Origin of the sequence: Comamonas sp. 7D-2, assembly GCF_022749555.1 — a bacterium.
Lineage (GTDB): Bacteria > Pseudomonadota > Gammaproteobacteria > Burkholderiales > Burkholderiaceae_C > Comamonas > Comamonas thiooxydans.
In genome coordinates this window covers 2827787-2842825 of record NZ_CP094238.1, presented here as the reverse complement: position 1 = coordinate 2842825, position 15039 = coordinate 2827787, and the positions used below count along the sequence as shown (strand labels likewise).

The following is a 15039-nucleotide window of genomic DNA, read 5'->3' as shown; positions in this document are numbered from 1 at the left end:
ATACCAGTATTGCGATTTAAGCTATCAATCAAGGAGTCATTCATGAGCAATCGTCCTTTCAAGGTTCTGGGCATTCAGCAAGTCGCCATCGGTGGTACCGATAAACAGCGCATGAAAAAGCTGTGGGTGGACATGCTGGGTCTGGAGCAGACCGGCACCTTTCAGAGCGAGCGCGAAAACGTGGACGAGGACATACTGTCCATGGGACGGGGCGCGATGAAGGTGGAAGTGGACATCATGCAGCCCATGGACATCGAGAAAAAGCCCGCTGTGCACGCCACGCCGCTGAACCACATCGGCCTGTGGATCGACGACCTGCCCAAGGCCGTGGAATGGCTGACGGCCAATGGCGTGCGATTTGCTCCTGGCGGTATCCGCAAGGGAGCGGCAGGCTATGACATCACTTTCCTGCACCCCAAGAGCAATGACGAGTTTCCGATTGCCGGCGAGGGCGTGCTGATCGAGCTGGTGCAGGCTCCGGCCGACGTGATTGCGGCGCTGGGTTGAGCGCTTCGGGCATCGGCTGTCAGATTGCAGCAGCGTGAACGCTGCGACTGCTCTCAGAACTGATAGCCGAGCTTGATCCCGAACGCCGTGGCGGACTCGGCATCGAAGGTCGCCAGGGTCGTGCCGCCGCTGGAAATATCTATCGAGCCCAGACGTTGGTAGCTCAGCCAGGGCGTGAGCTTGAACTGGCCTTGCTGATAGCTCACCCCTACGGTGTAGCCAAGGCGGCCGTCGGTGGGGCGCAATGGCGACAGCGCGGCCTTGTCGCTGCGCTTGTCATAAGCTACGGCGACAAAGCCGGACCAGTTCGCAGCCAGCCTCTGCCCAAGACCCAGCGTGTAGGTGGTGGTGTCCTCCATGTCTGCCAGGCTGTGGCCTGGCAGTACCGCCGCCAAGGTCTGCGGATACAGCCTGAATTGTGACCAGTTGGTCCAGCGGATCTGTCCAAAGAGCATAGTGCCTGGCGTGATGCCTGTCTGGATATCCAGGTTCAAGCTTTGCGGGGCAGTCGATGCCGTCCTTGTTTCGCCCGGCCATAGGTTTTCACGGGTAGCGATCTTGTGCTTGATGGCAGAGTAATAGGTTGCAGCGACGCGCAAAGCCATATCCGGGCGCTCATAGCTCATGCCTAGTAAGTAGCCAGGCTCAGTACTGGGTCTGAAGTCCACCCGGTATCCATTGAGTGCTCCAAACACCATCCCCCCCAGAGCGACATGCCCTTCGGTGCGCTGCAGACGCAGCCCGCCATGTACAGCCCAGTGCTCATCCCAGCGGTAGCGCAGGGCTCCCATGAGCTCGTGGCTGCTCACACGGGCCTGCGTGCCGCCAAAAAGAGGCGATTGCAGAGGGCTGTAAGCGATGTCGAGGCCAAAAGGCTTGCTCAGCATGAGCAGCACCGAGGTGCGTGGATTCACATCCTGCTTGTATGCAAAGCCCCATTGGGTGTAATCGTCGGCGACTTGCCCAGTGGACTTGCCCAAAGCATCCGTGCCCTGGATCCGGGGCCGAACCGTATAGGTCTCTACGGAAAGATAGCTGCCGTTCTCAAATAGAGGTCCGAGATCCTGGCCTGTTCTATCAAGGCCGCCGGCCTGGGCGCAGAGCCCCCACATCATGGCTGCACAGCCAGCCCCCGCTTTTGCTTTTCTCAACACCTGCTCCAACGCTCTGATTCCAGTTGCATGAATGTAATTTAATGTGTCTAAGTGACAGGCGCATAGGTCTAATTGGAGGATGCAGGCTCGTTCGGTTGACGCTTTCGAGGCTCCAGAGAGCTACCAGCGTGGCTTATGCTGTGCGCTGCGAGTGATCGCCGCCCGACGCCCAAAGCCGCGCAGAAAAATGACCTCCATCTCGACCGTCCTCACGACTGCTTACTACGACCGCCAATTCAACGCCCGCGCCAGCGTGCAGGATCCGCTTGCGTATCTGGTGCGCTACACGCAGGAAAGCCAGGCCGCGTTTGCATTGCCTGGCACAGTTCGCAACCAGCGCTACAGCCCCAGGGCTATGGATGTTCTGGATATCTATCTGCCCACAACTCAGGCAGCGAAAGCACAAGCTGCGCCTGTTCTCATCTTCATTCACGGCGGCTACTGGAAGGCCTTGAGCAAGGATGATTCGGCATTCATGGCACCCGCGTTGACGCGGGAGGGTGCTATCGTCGTGGTGCCTGACTACGATCTGGCTCCGGCTGTCACGCTGGACCATATCGTCGATCAGATGCGCCAGGCCTATGCCTGGGTGGTGCGAAATATTGCCATCTACGGCGGCGATGCCAGCAATATCTGTGTCTGCGGCAGCTCGGCCGGTGGACATCTGGCAGCCATGTTGCTGGCCAGGGGGTGGCAGCAAGACTATGACTTGCCGGTGCAGGCCGTGCCTCGATCGGTATTGACCTTGAGCGGTCTGTTCGACCTGCAGCCGCTGCTGACAACCCATATCAACGGTTGGATGCAGCTCGACGATGCTGCCGCGATACGCAACAGCCCGCGCTTTCTGCTGCCTGATGCTAGTACGCATGCTCAGTGTCAGCTGCGCGTGAGCTGTGGCGAGTTTGAAAGCCATGAATTCAAGCGCCAGTCGCGCGAATATCTGGCTGCATGGCAGGCGCGTTGTCTGCCGGGGCAATGGGTGGAGGCGCCGGCGACCAACCACTTTGATTTGCCGCTGCAACTGGCCAATCCGCAATCCGCCGTTCATCAAACTGCACTGCAGTTGATGGGGCTTGATCAGTCCTCATCCAGCATGCGCGCGGCCTGATTGTTGAGTGCCGAGTCTGCGCGGAAGTAACCGAGTACGGTGTTCACACTATGGTGCCCGGTCAATGCCATGGTGTCAGCCAGCGGCAGATTGCGTCTGCCGGCCTCGGTCACAAATCCTGAGCGCAGCGAGTGTGCCGAAAAGTCTCCTTCCACACCAGCCAGCGCACAGCGTTCTTTGACGATGTTTCGTACAGCAGCGGGAGTCAGTGGCTCTGCCACATGGCCTCCTTTGCGGATGCGCCTGAAGATAGGTCCTTCGGTAATCCGTGCGCCATCAAGCCATGCTTTCAAGGCAATGGCGGCACGGCCGGTAACGGGCTTGTGATTCTCGGGGGCATCGGTGCCGCTCTGGTTGGTCTTGCTATGACTCAGGGTGTAGATGAACTCCCCATTAGCCACAGTGCGCAGGAAACGCATATCGGCGCCAGCCACTTCGGAACGGCGACGCCCGCCACTTGCCCAGGCAAACAGCAGTAGCGCCCGATCGCGCAGGCCGCGCAAGCTGTCATCGCAGCTTGCCAGCAACTCCTCCAGCACATCGCGCGTCAGCGCCTCTTTCTTCTGCGGCAACTCGCCACGCCTTGCATAGGCCTTGCGCGTGCGCGACATCAGCTCCTTGACTGCCCCGTCCTGACAGGGATTGGGCATGGCATGCACCTGATGCGCCTTGGACATCACGGCCATGCGATGCACCATCGTGCTGTGTGAAGGCGCCCCTTTTTTGCCCTTGTAGCCGGCTGCAACCAGGGCTTCATCGATTTCGGGCGGCATCTCATGAAGCAGGCCGGCACCGCTCTGCCTCTGGGCATGGTCGATGATGAATTGCAGCACCGTGGAAACCTGCAGCGGCAGTTGCATGGGCTGGCCAAGGCGCAGCAGGTGCCAGGCTGCCCAATAACGCATGGCGCTTTGATAGCTGCTGCGCGTATTGCTGGATTCGCCTTCATGCATCAGTTCCTTGATGGCTTCATGCGCTTTGGGGGGAAGAGCGGACTCCAGCACATCCTGTATCTGCAGGCGGTTGGCATCAAAAGTCACAGGAGCAGGGAAGGGCGAGGGCTTGCTTGAATCCATGGCGCTATTTTCGCCCGGACTTCCTCTGCCAGACGCTGTTGATTGGCGCCAGCCTGTCAAGAAGTCTGTAGAAGCTGGGCGGCTTTGAGCGGCAATTTCCAGAAGCGATTAGCAAGACCTGGCACGGCATGCCGAAGGTGAAACGCAGGAGCCTCGCAAGCAACTGCGCCAGCGATACGGCGGCGAGTATGTAGACGAATCAAAGAAATCTCTCTCGCTCAATGGAAAACTCCCTCTATCTACAAATTCAGATGCTGAAAACGCGGTAATGTATGTTGTCATCTGTATGAAAATTTCATACGTAATATTTAATACATAAAATGTATTGTGTATTACGTATGAAAAGTATAGGTCGCGATAACAATCACTTATCGTTAGTTATTTGAAAAATAGATATGAATACAAGCAAAACTACGTCAAGAGGTGTTCAGGAGTCCGATGTCTGGGCTGCAGCGGATGCTTTGATTGCCCAGGGGCTGCGTCCGACCATAGAGCGGGTGCGTCAGCAGATAGGGCGAGGCTCTCCCAATACGGTCAGTCCCATGCTGGAGACCTGGTTTGCAACGCTGGGCCGTCGTCTGGGCGTGGCGGGAGAGCAGGACCCCTCCGTGTTGCAATCGGTGCCGGACCCTGTGCAGCGTCTAGCGGAAGAGCTCTGGAATACGGCACAGGAAGAGGCGAAAGCCGCAGCCAGCAAGGCTTTGGATCTTCGTGAACAGGCTTTGAAAGCTGCAGAGCAGGCATTTGTGGCGCAACAGGAGCAACTCGCGCAGCGCCAGGCCACCATGGAAGCGCAAAAAGATGCGCTGAATCAAGCCCTGCAGGCAGCTCAAAATCACGCCCAAGACTTGGCCCGGCGTCTTGACGAAATGCAGCAAACGCTACAGGAACGCGATCAGCGCCTGGAAGAACTACGTGATGAGCTGAGCAATGCCATACGCCAGCGCGAGTTGCAGCAGCAAAAGCACAGCGAGGAAATTCAGTCGGCCGCCGCCGAGCGCCAGCGCATGGCCGAACAGTACGCGGGCAACGAGCGCCATATGCTCAACGAGGTTGATCGTGCGCGGCAGGAACTCACGGCAGCGAGAAAAAGCCTGCAGGACCAGGAGCGCAAGGCGGACTCTCGCTATCAAGAGCTGCAAACTCGCGTTGAACAGTCTGAGCAGGAGATCCTGAATCTGCATGCCCAGTTGCAGACCGCACAGAACACGGCAGCATTGGCACAGGAGCGTGCTGCCGATCTCAAGAGCTTGCTGGAGGCGCAGCAAAGACTGGCGGCTACAGCCAATGTAGCGGATCCAAATGTGGCCCAACCCCTGGCGCGTCGAAGCAATCTGGCGGCAACCCGGCGCTCCATTAACCGGCGAACCTTGCGCTAACCGGATCCGGCAACTTAGGCTGCAGCTGAGCTCAGCTCAGTCTCGGCGCCACAGACTTGACCGCCGGCTTCTGCTGGCGGCTTGTCAATATTGGCGGTCAATGCCAAGCCTAACTGTAGAGCCCTGAGTATTTTGAAAAGAATAATCGGCAACATCATCCGCGAAATGGCCGGCGATTCCATGCCGGGCGAGTCCGTGGAGTTGTTTGCGCTGATGGATGAAGCAGACGAGTACAAGCACACGCTCAAGCAACTGATACGACGTCGTGAAACAACGCTGTATCGTGAGTTGGGAACACCTCCGCAAAGAGATGAAAATGCGGTCGATTACTACACCTTGATTGGGGTGAGGGCGATCTGATCTATTGGCTGATAATGCATGTCTGCGGCGCGCAAACGAGAGTGGCTTGCTAAGGGGCCAGCGTATACAAGCACAAAGCTGCTGAGTGACTGTTCACGGCGGTCTCCAAGTCAAGCGTTTGAAGGAGCCATGTCCTGCATCAATCGATAAAGTGCTTCAGCCACCAATGAAAGGCTGCGCTCTCGCTTCCGGACCATATAGATCTGCCGGTCCATACCCGGCAGCAGCAGGTGCCGCGCCACCAGCCCAGGCTTATCAAAGTGAAATAGGCTCAGCGCGGGAGCTACGGTGATGCCTAGTCCGGCTTGCACCAGTCCCATCACGGTGGCCAATTTGTTGATTTCCACCCAGAAGTGACCCACTAGCCCCCGGTGGGGATGCGGCATAAATCTTGGACGGTTATGCAGCAATCCCGAGGGCCCTGCGGTACTCAACAGGGCTCCGTGCCCCTAACGAGATCTTGATCCGTTGCTCGTTGTACCAACGGATGTACGCGTCCAGAGCTTGCGTGAACTGCTCAATGCTCGTGGTTTGCCAGTCGCGGGCATAAAACAATTCGTTTTTGAGCCGCCCGAAGAAGCCTTCACAGGCCGCATTGTCCGGTGAGTACCCCTTACGTGACATCGAGCGCACTAACTTGGCATCAGCGATTCGTGACAACCATCCTGGCCAGCGATAGTGGGCACCACGGTCTGAGTGAACCACAGGTTGCACTTCGCTGTCATTGAGCTTGGCGATCGCGGCATCCAGCATCGTGTTGACCAGTTCAGCGTCGGGGCGTGTTCCGATAGACCAGCTCACCACCATTCCATCGAAGCAATCGATCATGGGCGACAGGTAGACTTTGCCGGCGGGTAGTTGGAACTCCGAGATGTCGGTCAGCCACTTCTGGTTAGGCGCAGTGGCATTGAAGTCGCGATTCAGCAAGTTCTCAGGTGCAGGGCTAATCTCTCCCAAGTAGGAGCCGTAGCGGCGTCGTTTGGGCGCAGCGGCCACCAGCCCTTCCTGCTTCATCAGGCGCCGGACCACCTTCTCCGAGATCCACACGCATTGCCTGACCAGTGAGGCCTGGATGCGACGGTAGCCATAGCAGCCATGGTTGCGCTCGAAGATGTCCGTGATCGTTCGGCGCACCGCGACATACTTTTCGTCAGCGTTGAGCCGAGCTCGATGGTAGAAGTACGAGCTGCGAGCCAGAACTAGCGAGGCGAGCAACTCGGCAAGTGAGTATTCATGGCGCAGGGCATCAACCAGAAGTGTCTTCTCACGATTGCTCAGGAGATGAAGGTCGATGCCTTGGTCCTTTTTTAGGAGCTCGTTCGCCTTCTTCAATAACTCCTGTTCCAACTGCAACCGCCTCACTTGACGACGTAGCGTCTGGAGTTGCTGCTCCAACTGGGACAGCTCCGAACCCGTTGAAGAATCATTGAAGCGCTTCATCGATGCGAGAGCCTCTGGCCCCAATAGTTGATTGCGCCAGTTGTACAGCGTCTCTCGACACACGCCAACGTCGTCAGCAATGGCTTGGACGCGTCCTTGACGTGTGCACAGTGCAAGCACCGCAGCGTGCTTCTGCTCGTTCGACGATGCTCCAAGCAGGCGTGGCCGAGCCCGGGGATTGAGCTCTTGAACCCAAGCGTGAAGTGAGGCCCTCCCGGGATAGCCAAGAGCCTTGATTGTGAAAGCCACGCAGCGCCCGTGCGTCAGATAGTGTTCGACGGCCCGAGCCTTTTGCTCAGCGGTGAACTTCGGTGGGCGAACAACCGCTGTCTTCAAGGCTCGACCCTGCTCGTACTCGCGGTGCCAGCTCTTGAGCGAATTCTTGGTGGGATAGCCCAACTGCTGAATGGTTGCCGCGACTCGTTTGCCTAGCTGGATGTAGAGCGTCACCGCGCGGATTCGATCTTCGTATGAATACATGAACTACCTCTCAGTAGTCCAAGATTTCATCCGCATCCCCCGCGGGTCAGTTTTGCGTGGAAATTAACAACCGATCTATTTTTTCAAGAGGGCCTGGCAGATAGCACTCTTCAGGTGCTCCAGATCCAGTTGCGAGCTTTCAACGCATGGCTGTTTGAAGCGACCGGCCGCTCTTGGGAACATGCTACGGTCGACGACTTGCAGGTATTCCTACTTAGCTGGAAAGACACCAGATCAGTGTCGGCGCTACGACTCAAACAATGGATGCTGCAGCGGCTGTACCGTTGGGCGAAAGAGTCCGGCATCGTGGACCTTGGCGTTCACCGCGCGCTGCTACCACTGCGCGGAGGCTTGCGCCGCCCACGTCGCCCACCATCGAGTAACGCGATCGCTAAGCTGATGGAGCTACCGGACACGAAAACTGCCAACGGCATGCGAGATCGCGCAGCTTTGGAGCTGCTTTATGGATCTGGACTACGTGCAGGAGAGCTGCTGAACATCACGCTCGATCAGGTCCCCGCCAGCGGCAAGCCCATGCAGATATGGGGAAAGGGGAGCAAAGAGCGTTTGGTTGTCGTTGGAGAACATGCTAGGTATTGGCTTGCTCAATACAAAGCGGCGCGACAAGCGATCCTTGCAGCCGGAGGCCATGGCAAAAGATCCACATCCAAACTGTTTGTTAGTAGCGGACGCTATCCAGACTACCGTTACTACCAGTTGCGCAGAATGGTCAGCCGTTACGGCCGCGAATGCGGCCTTCGCTTGACACCCCATGCATTGCGACACGCCTTTGCGTCGCATCTGCACCAGGGAAAAGCGTCTCTTCACACTATCCAGTTACTGCTGGGTCATGAGCGTCAAGAGACGACTGCACACTATGTCTCTATCTTGCATGAGGATATTCGTGCCATGGCGGATCAGCACCATCCACGTGGCGCGAATTTCGAGCGCTATGTGCGTTGGTAGTCTTGTCCCGTTGAGGCTGAATCGGTAGCATTTCCGCGTTTTCTACGCGCCTGAGCTTTTGAATATCGCAGAGCCATTGTCTCAAAGCACTACCCGCTGCACTGTCAGCAAATCAGCATGTGTAGCGCCATTCTTCCAATTTGTGGCAATGCAGCGTATCTGCTGTGTCTTGCGGTATAAACGAGGCTTTTCAGAAAATAGACTGTCATGGGTAGGGCAGTCTATTTTTTATTAGCGGCTCGGTTTCAATTCCGTAACTATGGCCTTACCCTTGATGACCTTGGCCTGGAACTTCACCTTGTCACCGACCTGCAGGCCGTCGAGCATCTTTTTGTCGGCCACCTCAAACCCCATGGTCATGGCGGGCATAGCCAGGTTCGGGATATCTCCATGACGCAAGACGATAAGGTTCTTTTGGACGTCGATCTTGCGGACTTCGCCATCAACGAGGGGCATGGTGGCTGCAGAGGCTCCAGTTCCAGGCGCCATCTGCATTTTCAAGTCCTGGGCGTGGACTACCGCGAACGCGACCAGAGCGAGAACTGTGGCAAGAATGTGGTTTGCCTTCATGAGTCTGTCTTTCAAAAATGCGGTTTGGAAGCTTCGATTGCGGGAGGGGTCTGGTTTGGAGCGTGGCGCCCAGTTGATGGACGCCTGCGATGGATCAAGTACCAGGCAGCTGGGATGACCAGCATGCTTAGGAGGGGGGCCGTGACCATACCGCCGACCATCGGTGCGGCGATGCGGGTCATGACTTCCGAGCCCGTGCCATGTCCGACCAGAATAGGAAGCAGACCCGCCATGACTACAGCCACGGTCATGGCCTTTGGCCGCACGCGCATGACGGCTCCCTCGCGAATGGCAGCCAGCAACGTTTCTTCATTGTCCGGCTCGCCTGAGGCTAGATGCTGTCTCCAGGCGTTCTGCAGGTAGACCAGCATCACGACGCCAAACTCGGCGGCAACGCCGGCCAGGGCAATGAACCCCACGGCAGAGGCCACCGACACCGCGTGACCGAGCGCCCAGATGAACCAGAATCCACCGACAAGCGAGAATGGAACTGCTGCCATGACCAATGCGGCATCGCCTGCACTGCGAAACAGGACGTAGAGCAGCATGAAGATGACAGCCAGAGTGAGTGGTACGACGACTTTCAGGCGTTCCGTAGCCCGCTCCAAGTACTCGAACTGGCCAGACCACGACAAGGCATAGCCGGCAGGCATGGCCACCTGCTTGGCAACAATGGCTTGCATGTCATGGACGACGGAGCGCAAGTCCCGGCCACGTACATCGACATAGACCCAGCCCGAGAGCCTTGCGTTTTCGCTGCGGATCATGGGTGGGCCTTCTGCGATGACGATCTTGGCAACGTCCTGCAGGAGCACAGTGGCACCCTTGTCTGTCACGAAAGGCAGCTTGCGCAGGCGTTCCAGCGAATCGCGGATTTCGCGCGGGTAGCGGACGTTCACTGGAAAACGCTCTCGACCCTGAATGACTTCTCCGACATTCTCACCACCGATGGCTGTGGATATGACCGCCTGCACGTCTGCCACAGAAAGTCCGAACCGCGCAGCGGCTTGTCGGTCCACATCCACGTCAATGTACCGGCCCCCTGTCAAGCGTTCGGCTAACGCGGAAGAAACACCAGGCACTCCGCGCACGGCGGATTCAATCTGTGCCGCGAGCTTGTCGATGGTGGCGAGGTCTGGTCCGGCGACCTTGATGCCGACGGGGCTCTTGATGCCGGTGGCCAGCATGTCGATGCGGTTGCGGATCGGGGGCACCCACACGTTTGATAGACCCGGAACCTTGACCACCCGGTCCAGTTCTTCAACCAGCTTCTCCGGGGTCATGCCAGGACGCCATTGCTCACGTGGCTTGAACTGGATCGTGGTCTCGAACATCTCCAGCGGCGCAGGATCGGTCGCAGTATCTGCCCGTCCCGCCTTGCCGAACACACGCTGAACCTCGGGCACTGTTTTGATAAGCCGGTCTGTCTGTTGCAACAACTCTGCGGCCTTTGAGACCGAAATACCAGGTAACGCCGAGGGCATGTACAACAGATCGCCTTCGTCCAGCGGCGGCATGAACTCACCGCCCAGCCGCATGACCGGAATTGCGGTGATGGCCAGGGCCAATGTCGCTGCCAGCAGCGTGAACTTAGGAAAACGCAAAACCAACTCCAAAGCAGGCCGGTAAATGGCGATAAGGCTTCTGTTGATAGGGTTCGCAGTTTCCTTTGGAATGCGTCCTCGAATGAGGTATCCCATCAGCACTGGAACCAGAGTCACCGACAAGCCAGCAGCAGCCGCCATCGCATAGGTCTTGGTGAAGGCCAGTGGCGAGAACAGCCGTCCTTCCTGGGCCTCCAGGGTGAACACGGGCAGGAACGACAGCGTGATGACCAGCAGCGAGAAGAACAGCGCAGGACCGACCTCCACGGCTGATTGCGCGATCAGTTCCCAGCGCTCGGCCACGGACGATGGGCGTCCATGTCGTTCTTCAAAGTGCTCCAGATGCTTGTGCGCAGCTTCGACCAGGACCACCGAGGCATCGACCATAGCCCCTAGAGCAATGGCCACACCGCCCAACGAGAGAATGTTCGCGCTCACGCCTTGCCAGTGCATCACGCCAAAAGCCGCTAGCACCCCAATAGGCAGTGTTACAACTGCCACCAGCGCGGAGCGCAGGTGGAATAGGAAGATGGCACAGACGACGGCGACGACGGCGAACTCCTCCAGAAGCTTGACACGCAGGTTGTCGACTGCACGATCAATGAGTTTGGAGCGGTCATAGGTTTCCACCACCTCAACGCCTTTGGGCAGACTGGGTTTGAGCGTCTCCAGCCTGGCTTTGACGGCTTCGATAGTGGCTCGGGCATTCTTGCCGGAGCGCATGACTACTACCCCTCCCGTGACTTCACCCTCACCATCTAGTTCGGCGATGCCCCGTCGCATTTCCGGGCCTATCTGGACTATGGCCACATCTCTCAGCAGCACGGGTGTCGCTCCGCTGAGGGTGATCGGGATGGTACGGAAGTCCTCCAGTGATTGAAGGAATCCGCGCGAGCGCACCATGTACTCGGTCTCGGCCATTTCCACTACCGAGCCGCCAGACGACTGATTGGCCTTCTGCAGGGCCTGCACGACCATGGACTGTGTGATGGCGAGCGTTCGCATGCGGTCCGGGTCGAGCACCACCTGGTATTGGCGGACCATGCCGCCGATGCTGGCGACTTCCGCCACATCCGGAACGGTTTTCAGCTCGAATTTCAGAAACCAGTCGTTGAGGGCTCTCAGCTGTCCAATATCGTTATGGCCGCTGCGGTCGACCAGCGCGTACTCGTAGACCCAGCCCACACCAGTGGCATCCGGGCCTAGCGCGGCTGTCGCACCTACTGGTAAGCGGCTTTGCACCTGGTTCAGATACTCCACCACCCGTGACCGTGCCCAGTATGGATCGGTCTTGTCGTCAAACAGGATATAGACGAAGGAGTCGCCAAAGAACGAATAGCCTCGGACGGTTTTAGCCCCAGGTACGCTCAGCATGGTTGTGGTCAGCGGGTAGGTCACGAGGTCCTCCACCACCTGGGGCGGCTTGCCTGGGTAGGTGGTGCGAACGATCACCTGTACGTCGCTGAGGTCCGGCAATGCATCGACCGGGGTGCGAGATGCCGACCAGATGCCTACCGCCACGAGGAACGCGGTGGCAATCAGCACTAGAAAGCGGTTGGTGATGGACCAACGGATCAGAGCAGCAATCACTTGGCGCCTCCGGTGGTTCCAGCGGCGCTGCCGCTTTTCTGCACGGAGATGACTTCCCAATCCATGGGCCCGCCTTTTCGGAACTCGAAGCGCACCAGATCTCCTGGCTTCAAGCCCGTGAGCGTCATCGAGTCGGCCTTGCCAAAGCTCATTGTCATGGCGGGCCACTTGAGAGCCGGCACAGGGCCATGCGAGATCGTGATCCCGTCGTCATCCATGCTTTCCACCTTGCCCTCGGCGCGGAAGATGTCGGGGGCTTCGGTGGCCGTAGCGGGCACAGGCTGGGATTGCCCGGCCTCCATGGCTCCCAGAGCTGACTTGAGCCGCGCTTCCGAGTCCACTAGGAATTGGCCGCTGGCAATCACCTCTTCGCCTTCGCGCAAGCCTTGCAGCACCTCCAATTGATCACCCAAGTCCTCGCCAAGTTTGATTTCCCGAGGCTCGAAGTTGCCAGACTCCTTGCGGACGATGACCAATGCACGGGTGCCGGTACGGATGACGGCTTCGGAAGGCAGGACTAGGCGCGAGGCTGGAGCGTCGCCGACCTGCAGGCGCAGCAGCAACCCGGGTATCAGTTTGCCGCTGCGGTTAACGACCTCGAATCGCGCTTGCAGGGTGCGTGTGCTGGCGTTGACCTGTGGCAGGATTTCCTTCAACTCGCCTTCGAAGGTTTGGGATGCATCGGCTTGCAGAACGGCCTTGACCTTCTGGCCACGCGTCAGACGTACGGCTTGTGCTTCCGGCACTTCAGCCACGGCCCAGACCTTCTCTAGGCCGGAGATACGGAACAACGTAAGGCCAGGTGACACCTGGGCTCCATCTCGCACACCAAGTTCCGTCACCACGCCATTTACCGGAGCCTGCAAGGTATAGCGAGCTTGGGCGACCCCGGTTTCCTCACTCTTGCGTACCAGTTCTGCGGGGATGGACATGGCGCGCATGCGCTCACGGGTTGCCGTAATAAGCTCCTGAGGTACACCTGAACGCTTGAGTGCGAGCAGTTCGTTTTGTGGCCCCAGCCACTCGGGCGCAAAAATGGTGGCCAAAGCCTGACCTTTGCGAACCTGCTCCATGGGAGCGCGCACAGCCAAATGCTCGACATAACCGGCAACACGGGTCTGAACGGCGACACTCAGACGCTCATCGAACTGCACCGTTCCAACGGCGTCGAACGACGCGCCGATGTCGGCTCGCTTGACCGTCGCGGTCCGAATGCCGAGGTTCTGCTGCACCGTTGGACTGACTTTGACACCTGTGTCATTGGCATCGTCCGCATAGACGGGCACCAATTGCATGTCCATGAATGGCGACTTGCCCGGTTTGTCAAAGCGTGGTCCCGGCACCATGGGGTCATGCCAGTAGAGGACCTTGCGCTCGCCTGTGGGAGCCTTGGATTCCGAGGCGGCTACGGCCTGGGGGGCAGCGCCTTCGGAGGTCAAGCGGCCAATAAAGAAGCCACCGGCTGCCAGCAGTACGCCTGCCGTAACCAATGAAGTGACCAGTGCTGTGCGCTTCATTGGGCACCTCCCTGAGCGATGGGTTTGAGGTTTAGTTGGGCCTGCGTACGTACCAAATCACGCTGCAGTGCGAGGAGTTTTCTCTGAGCTTCGACCTCGGCATGTCGTGCCTCAAACACGGCGGTCAGGGCCAATTGATTTGAGCGGTAGGCGGCCAGGGCGGCGGAAGTGCGCTGTCTGGCCGGAGTCACTACGGAGCCTTGGTATCTCTCGATACGCTGCTGCAGGCGCGCGGCGTCGCTAGTCAAGGTGCGGTAATCGGCCATGGCTGCGCGCATTCCCTCCGTCAGGTCAGCCTCTGCTTTGTCGACCATGGCCAGCTTGGCCGAGGTTTCGCGGTCTTGGCGCTGGCTTGGTGCGATTTGGAGCGGGATGCTGACGCCGACTGAAACCAAATCGGAATAGCCAGTGCGCTGGCCGTAGGACACTTCCCAGGTCCAGTTGGGAGAGCGCTCCTTGGCTGCGACGTTTGCACTCTGGCGAGCAATTTCGACGTCGCTTTTTAAGCCTGCGACGGCTGGATATCTCGCCACGTAGTCCCATTCCTCGGGAGCAGGGAAGGCAGGTGGCTTGTTGAGGGCATCGGGAAGAATGCCGATCCAGCGTTGCAGACTGACCATGGCTGCAGACTGTTGTTGGCGAACCTCTTCGCTTTCATCCTCTGCAATCCCTTTGGCGGATAGGAGCTGCAACGCTTCTGCGCTGTTGCCTGTGGCAGCTGCTATGCGGCTTTTTGCCGCATTCAGCTCCTCGTGCAAGTGATGCTCGGTTTGTGTGGTTAGCTTGAGTGCTTCAGTGGCGAACCAAGCATCGACATACGCCATGCTGACCTGCAGGCGAGCCTCGGCTTCGGCAATGTCTTTTTGTACGGCATCGCGGTCGGCCCGTGCACGAGCCGCACCTTCGCGTGCGGCTCGTTTATCGGCGGAGAGCCACTCTTGGCTGATACCGATGCGCTTCATCGTCATGGACTCACGGGTACCGCTGAAGCGGTCTGAGCCGGTAACCGGCAAATTGTCGATGCCGGCCCGCAGCATGGGATCTGGCAACTGACCCGCAGCCTGGATGGAATGGACAGAGCCTTGCATCGCCGCCTGGGCTGCGCGGGCTGCTTCGGAGCGTTGGACGGCCAAGCTTATTGCCTGGTCGAATGAAATCGATTCTGCAGCAGCAACGGCCGGCAGAAATACGGCAGCCAAGGAGGCTGCTCGCAAAAAAATAGGGGACATGGAAACTCCGTGGACGAACGAGGGCATTGCCGGCGTATGGACAAGCCACGCCAGCACCA

The 15039-nt window shown here is 58.4% G+C and carries 13 protein-coding genes; 5 read left to right on the top strand and 8 right to left on the bottom strand.

Features of this window, described 5'->3' with window-relative positions; genetic code table 11:
* Positions 1-42: 42 nt before the first annotated feature.
* On the top strand, positions 43-507 hold the full coding sequence (locus MPZ60_RS13040; RefSeq protein ID WP_034355415.1) for a VOC family protein: 465 nt from the start codon (positions 43-45) through the stop codon (positions 505-507).
* Between the two features lie 53 nt (positions 508-560).
* Here the strand turns inward: MPZ60_RS13040 and MPZ60_RS13035 are convergent, their stop codons facing one another.
* Positions 561-1661: an OmpP1/FadL family transporter gene (locus MPZ60_RS13035; protein WP_242881679.1), complete on the bottom strand. Its 1101-nt coding sequence runs from the start codon at positions 1659-1661 to the stop codon at positions 561-563.
* 187 nt (positions 1662-1848) lie between these two features.
* Between MPZ60_RS13035 and MPZ60_RS13030 the strand changes: the two genes are divergently transcribed.
* Positions 1849-2769, top strand: coding sequence for an alpha/beta hydrolase (locus tag MPZ60_RS13030; RefSeq protein WP_034355408.1), 921 nt, complete (start codon positions 1849-1851; stop codon positions 2767-2769).
* Here MPZ60_RS13030 and MPZ60_RS13025 read toward each other — a convergent pair.
* Positions 2739-3845, bottom strand: coding sequence for a site-specific integrase (locus MPZ60_RS13025; RefSeq protein WP_034355405.1), 1107 nt, complete (start codon positions 3843-3845; stop codon positions 2739-2741). The genes MPZ60_RS13030 and MPZ60_RS13025 overlap by 31 nt on opposite strands.
* Before the next feature lie 395 nt (positions 3846-4240).
* Between MPZ60_RS13025 and MPZ60_RS13020 the strand changes: the two genes are divergently transcribed.
* Positions 4241-5224, top strand: coding sequence for a DNA-binding protein (locus tag MPZ60_RS13020; RefSeq protein ID WP_034355402.1), 984 nt, complete (start codon positions 4241-4243; stop codon positions 5222-5224).
* Positions 5225-5314: 90 nt separating this feature from the next.
* Entirely contained in the window at positions 5315-5584 is a 270-nt protein-coding gene (locus tag MPZ60_RS25235) for a hypothetical protein (RefSeq protein WP_131392893.1), read from the top strand.
* A gap of 110 nt (positions 5585-5694) precedes the next feature.
* On the opposite strand, the gene MPZ60_RS13010 is transcribed toward MPZ60_RS25235, so the two are convergent.
* Complete coding sequence (locus tag MPZ60_RS13010) at positions 5695-5931, bottom strand: LysR substrate-binding domain-containing protein (protein WP_370688512.1); 237 nt, start codon at positions 5929-5931, stop codon at positions 5695-5697.
* A 52-nt stretch (positions 5932-5983) separates the two neighbouring features.
* Complete coding sequence (locus MPZ60_RS13005; protein ID WP_034402022.1) at positions 5984-7504, bottom strand: IS3 family transposase; 1521 nt, start codon at positions 7502-7504, stop codon at positions 5984-5986.
* Between MPZ60_RS13005 and MPZ60_RS13000 the strand changes: the two genes are divergently transcribed.
* Complete coding sequence (locus MPZ60_RS13000; RefSeq protein WP_255777546.1) at positions 7499-8470, top strand: tyrosine-type recombinase/integrase; 972 nt, start codon at positions 7499-7501, stop codon at positions 8468-8470. The two genes, MPZ60_RS13005 and MPZ60_RS13000, sit on opposite strands and share 6 nt — an antisense overlap.
* Before the next feature lie 231 nt (positions 8471-8701).
* Here MPZ60_RS13000 and MPZ60_RS12995 read toward each other — a convergent pair whose 3' ends face one another.
* From MPZ60_RS12995 to MPZ60_RS12980, 4 genes are read right to left on the bottom strand one after another with little or no spacing between them, the layout of a single operon-like run.
* Complete coding sequence (locus MPZ60_RS12995; RefSeq protein ID WP_003075106.1) at positions 8702-9040, bottom strand: copper-binding protein; 339 nt, start codon at positions 9038-9040, stop codon at positions 8702-8704.
* Positions 9041-9051: 11 nt separating this feature from the next.
* Positions 9052-12234: an efflux RND transporter permease subunit gene (locus MPZ60_RS12990; RefSeq protein ID WP_034359533.1), complete on the bottom strand. Its 3183-nt coding sequence runs from the start codon at positions 12232-12234 to the stop codon at positions 9052-9054.
* The gene (locus tag MPZ60_RS12985) at positions 12231-13751 is read right to left on the bottom strand and encodes an efflux RND transporter periplasmic adaptor subunit (RefSeq protein WP_003080380.1); all 1521 of its coding nucleotides are present in this window, start codon (positions 13749-13751) and stop codon (positions 12231-12233) included. The genes MPZ60_RS12990 and MPZ60_RS12985 overlap by 4 nt, the downstream gene beginning before the upstream one ends.
* On the bottom strand, positions 13748-14980 hold the full coding sequence (locus MPZ60_RS12980; protein ID WP_003080381.1) for a TolC family protein: 1233 nt from the start codon (positions 14978-14980) through the stop codon (positions 13748-13750). The genes MPZ60_RS12985 and MPZ60_RS12980 overlap by 4 nt, the downstream gene beginning before the upstream one ends.
* Positions 14981-15039: the final 59 nt, after the last annotated feature.

What these genes read in the sequence shown, in the direction of transcription:
- MPZ60_RS13040 (WP_034355415.1), top strand. Translation starts at nt 43, where the DNA reads ATGAGCAATCGTCCTTTCAAGGTTCTGGGCATTCAGCAAGTCGCCATC.
- MPZ60_RS12980 (WP_003080381.1), bottom strand. Translation starts at nt 14,980, where the DNA reads ATGTCCCCTATTTTTTTGCGAGCAGCCTCCTTGGCTGCCGTATTTCTG.
- MPZ60_RS13025 (WP_034355405.1), bottom strand. Translation starts at nt 3,845, where the DNA reads ATGGATTCAAGCAAGCCCTCGCCCTTCCCTGCTCCTGTGACTTTTGAT.
- MPZ60_RS13030 (WP_034355408.1), top strand. Translation starts at nt 1,849, where the DNA reads ATGACCTCCATCTCGACCGTCCTCACGACTGCTTACTACGACCGCCAA.
- MPZ60_RS13020 (WP_034355402.1), top strand. Translation starts at nt 4,241, where the DNA reads ATGAATACAAGCAAAACTACGTCAAGAGGTGTTCAGGAGTCCGATGTC.
- MPZ60_RS12995 (WP_003075106.1), bottom strand. Translation starts at nt 9,040, where the DNA reads ATGAAGGCAAACCACATTCTTGCCACAGTTCTCGCTCTGGTCGCGTTC.
- MPZ60_RS12985 (WP_003080380.1), bottom strand. Translation starts at nt 13,751, where the DNA reads ATGAAGCGCACAGCACTGGTCACTTCATTGGTTACGGCAGGCGTACTG.
- MPZ60_RS13005 (WP_034402022.1), bottom strand. Translation starts at nt 7,504, where the DNA reads ATGTATTCATACGAAGATCGAATCCGCGCGGTGACGCTCTACATCCAG.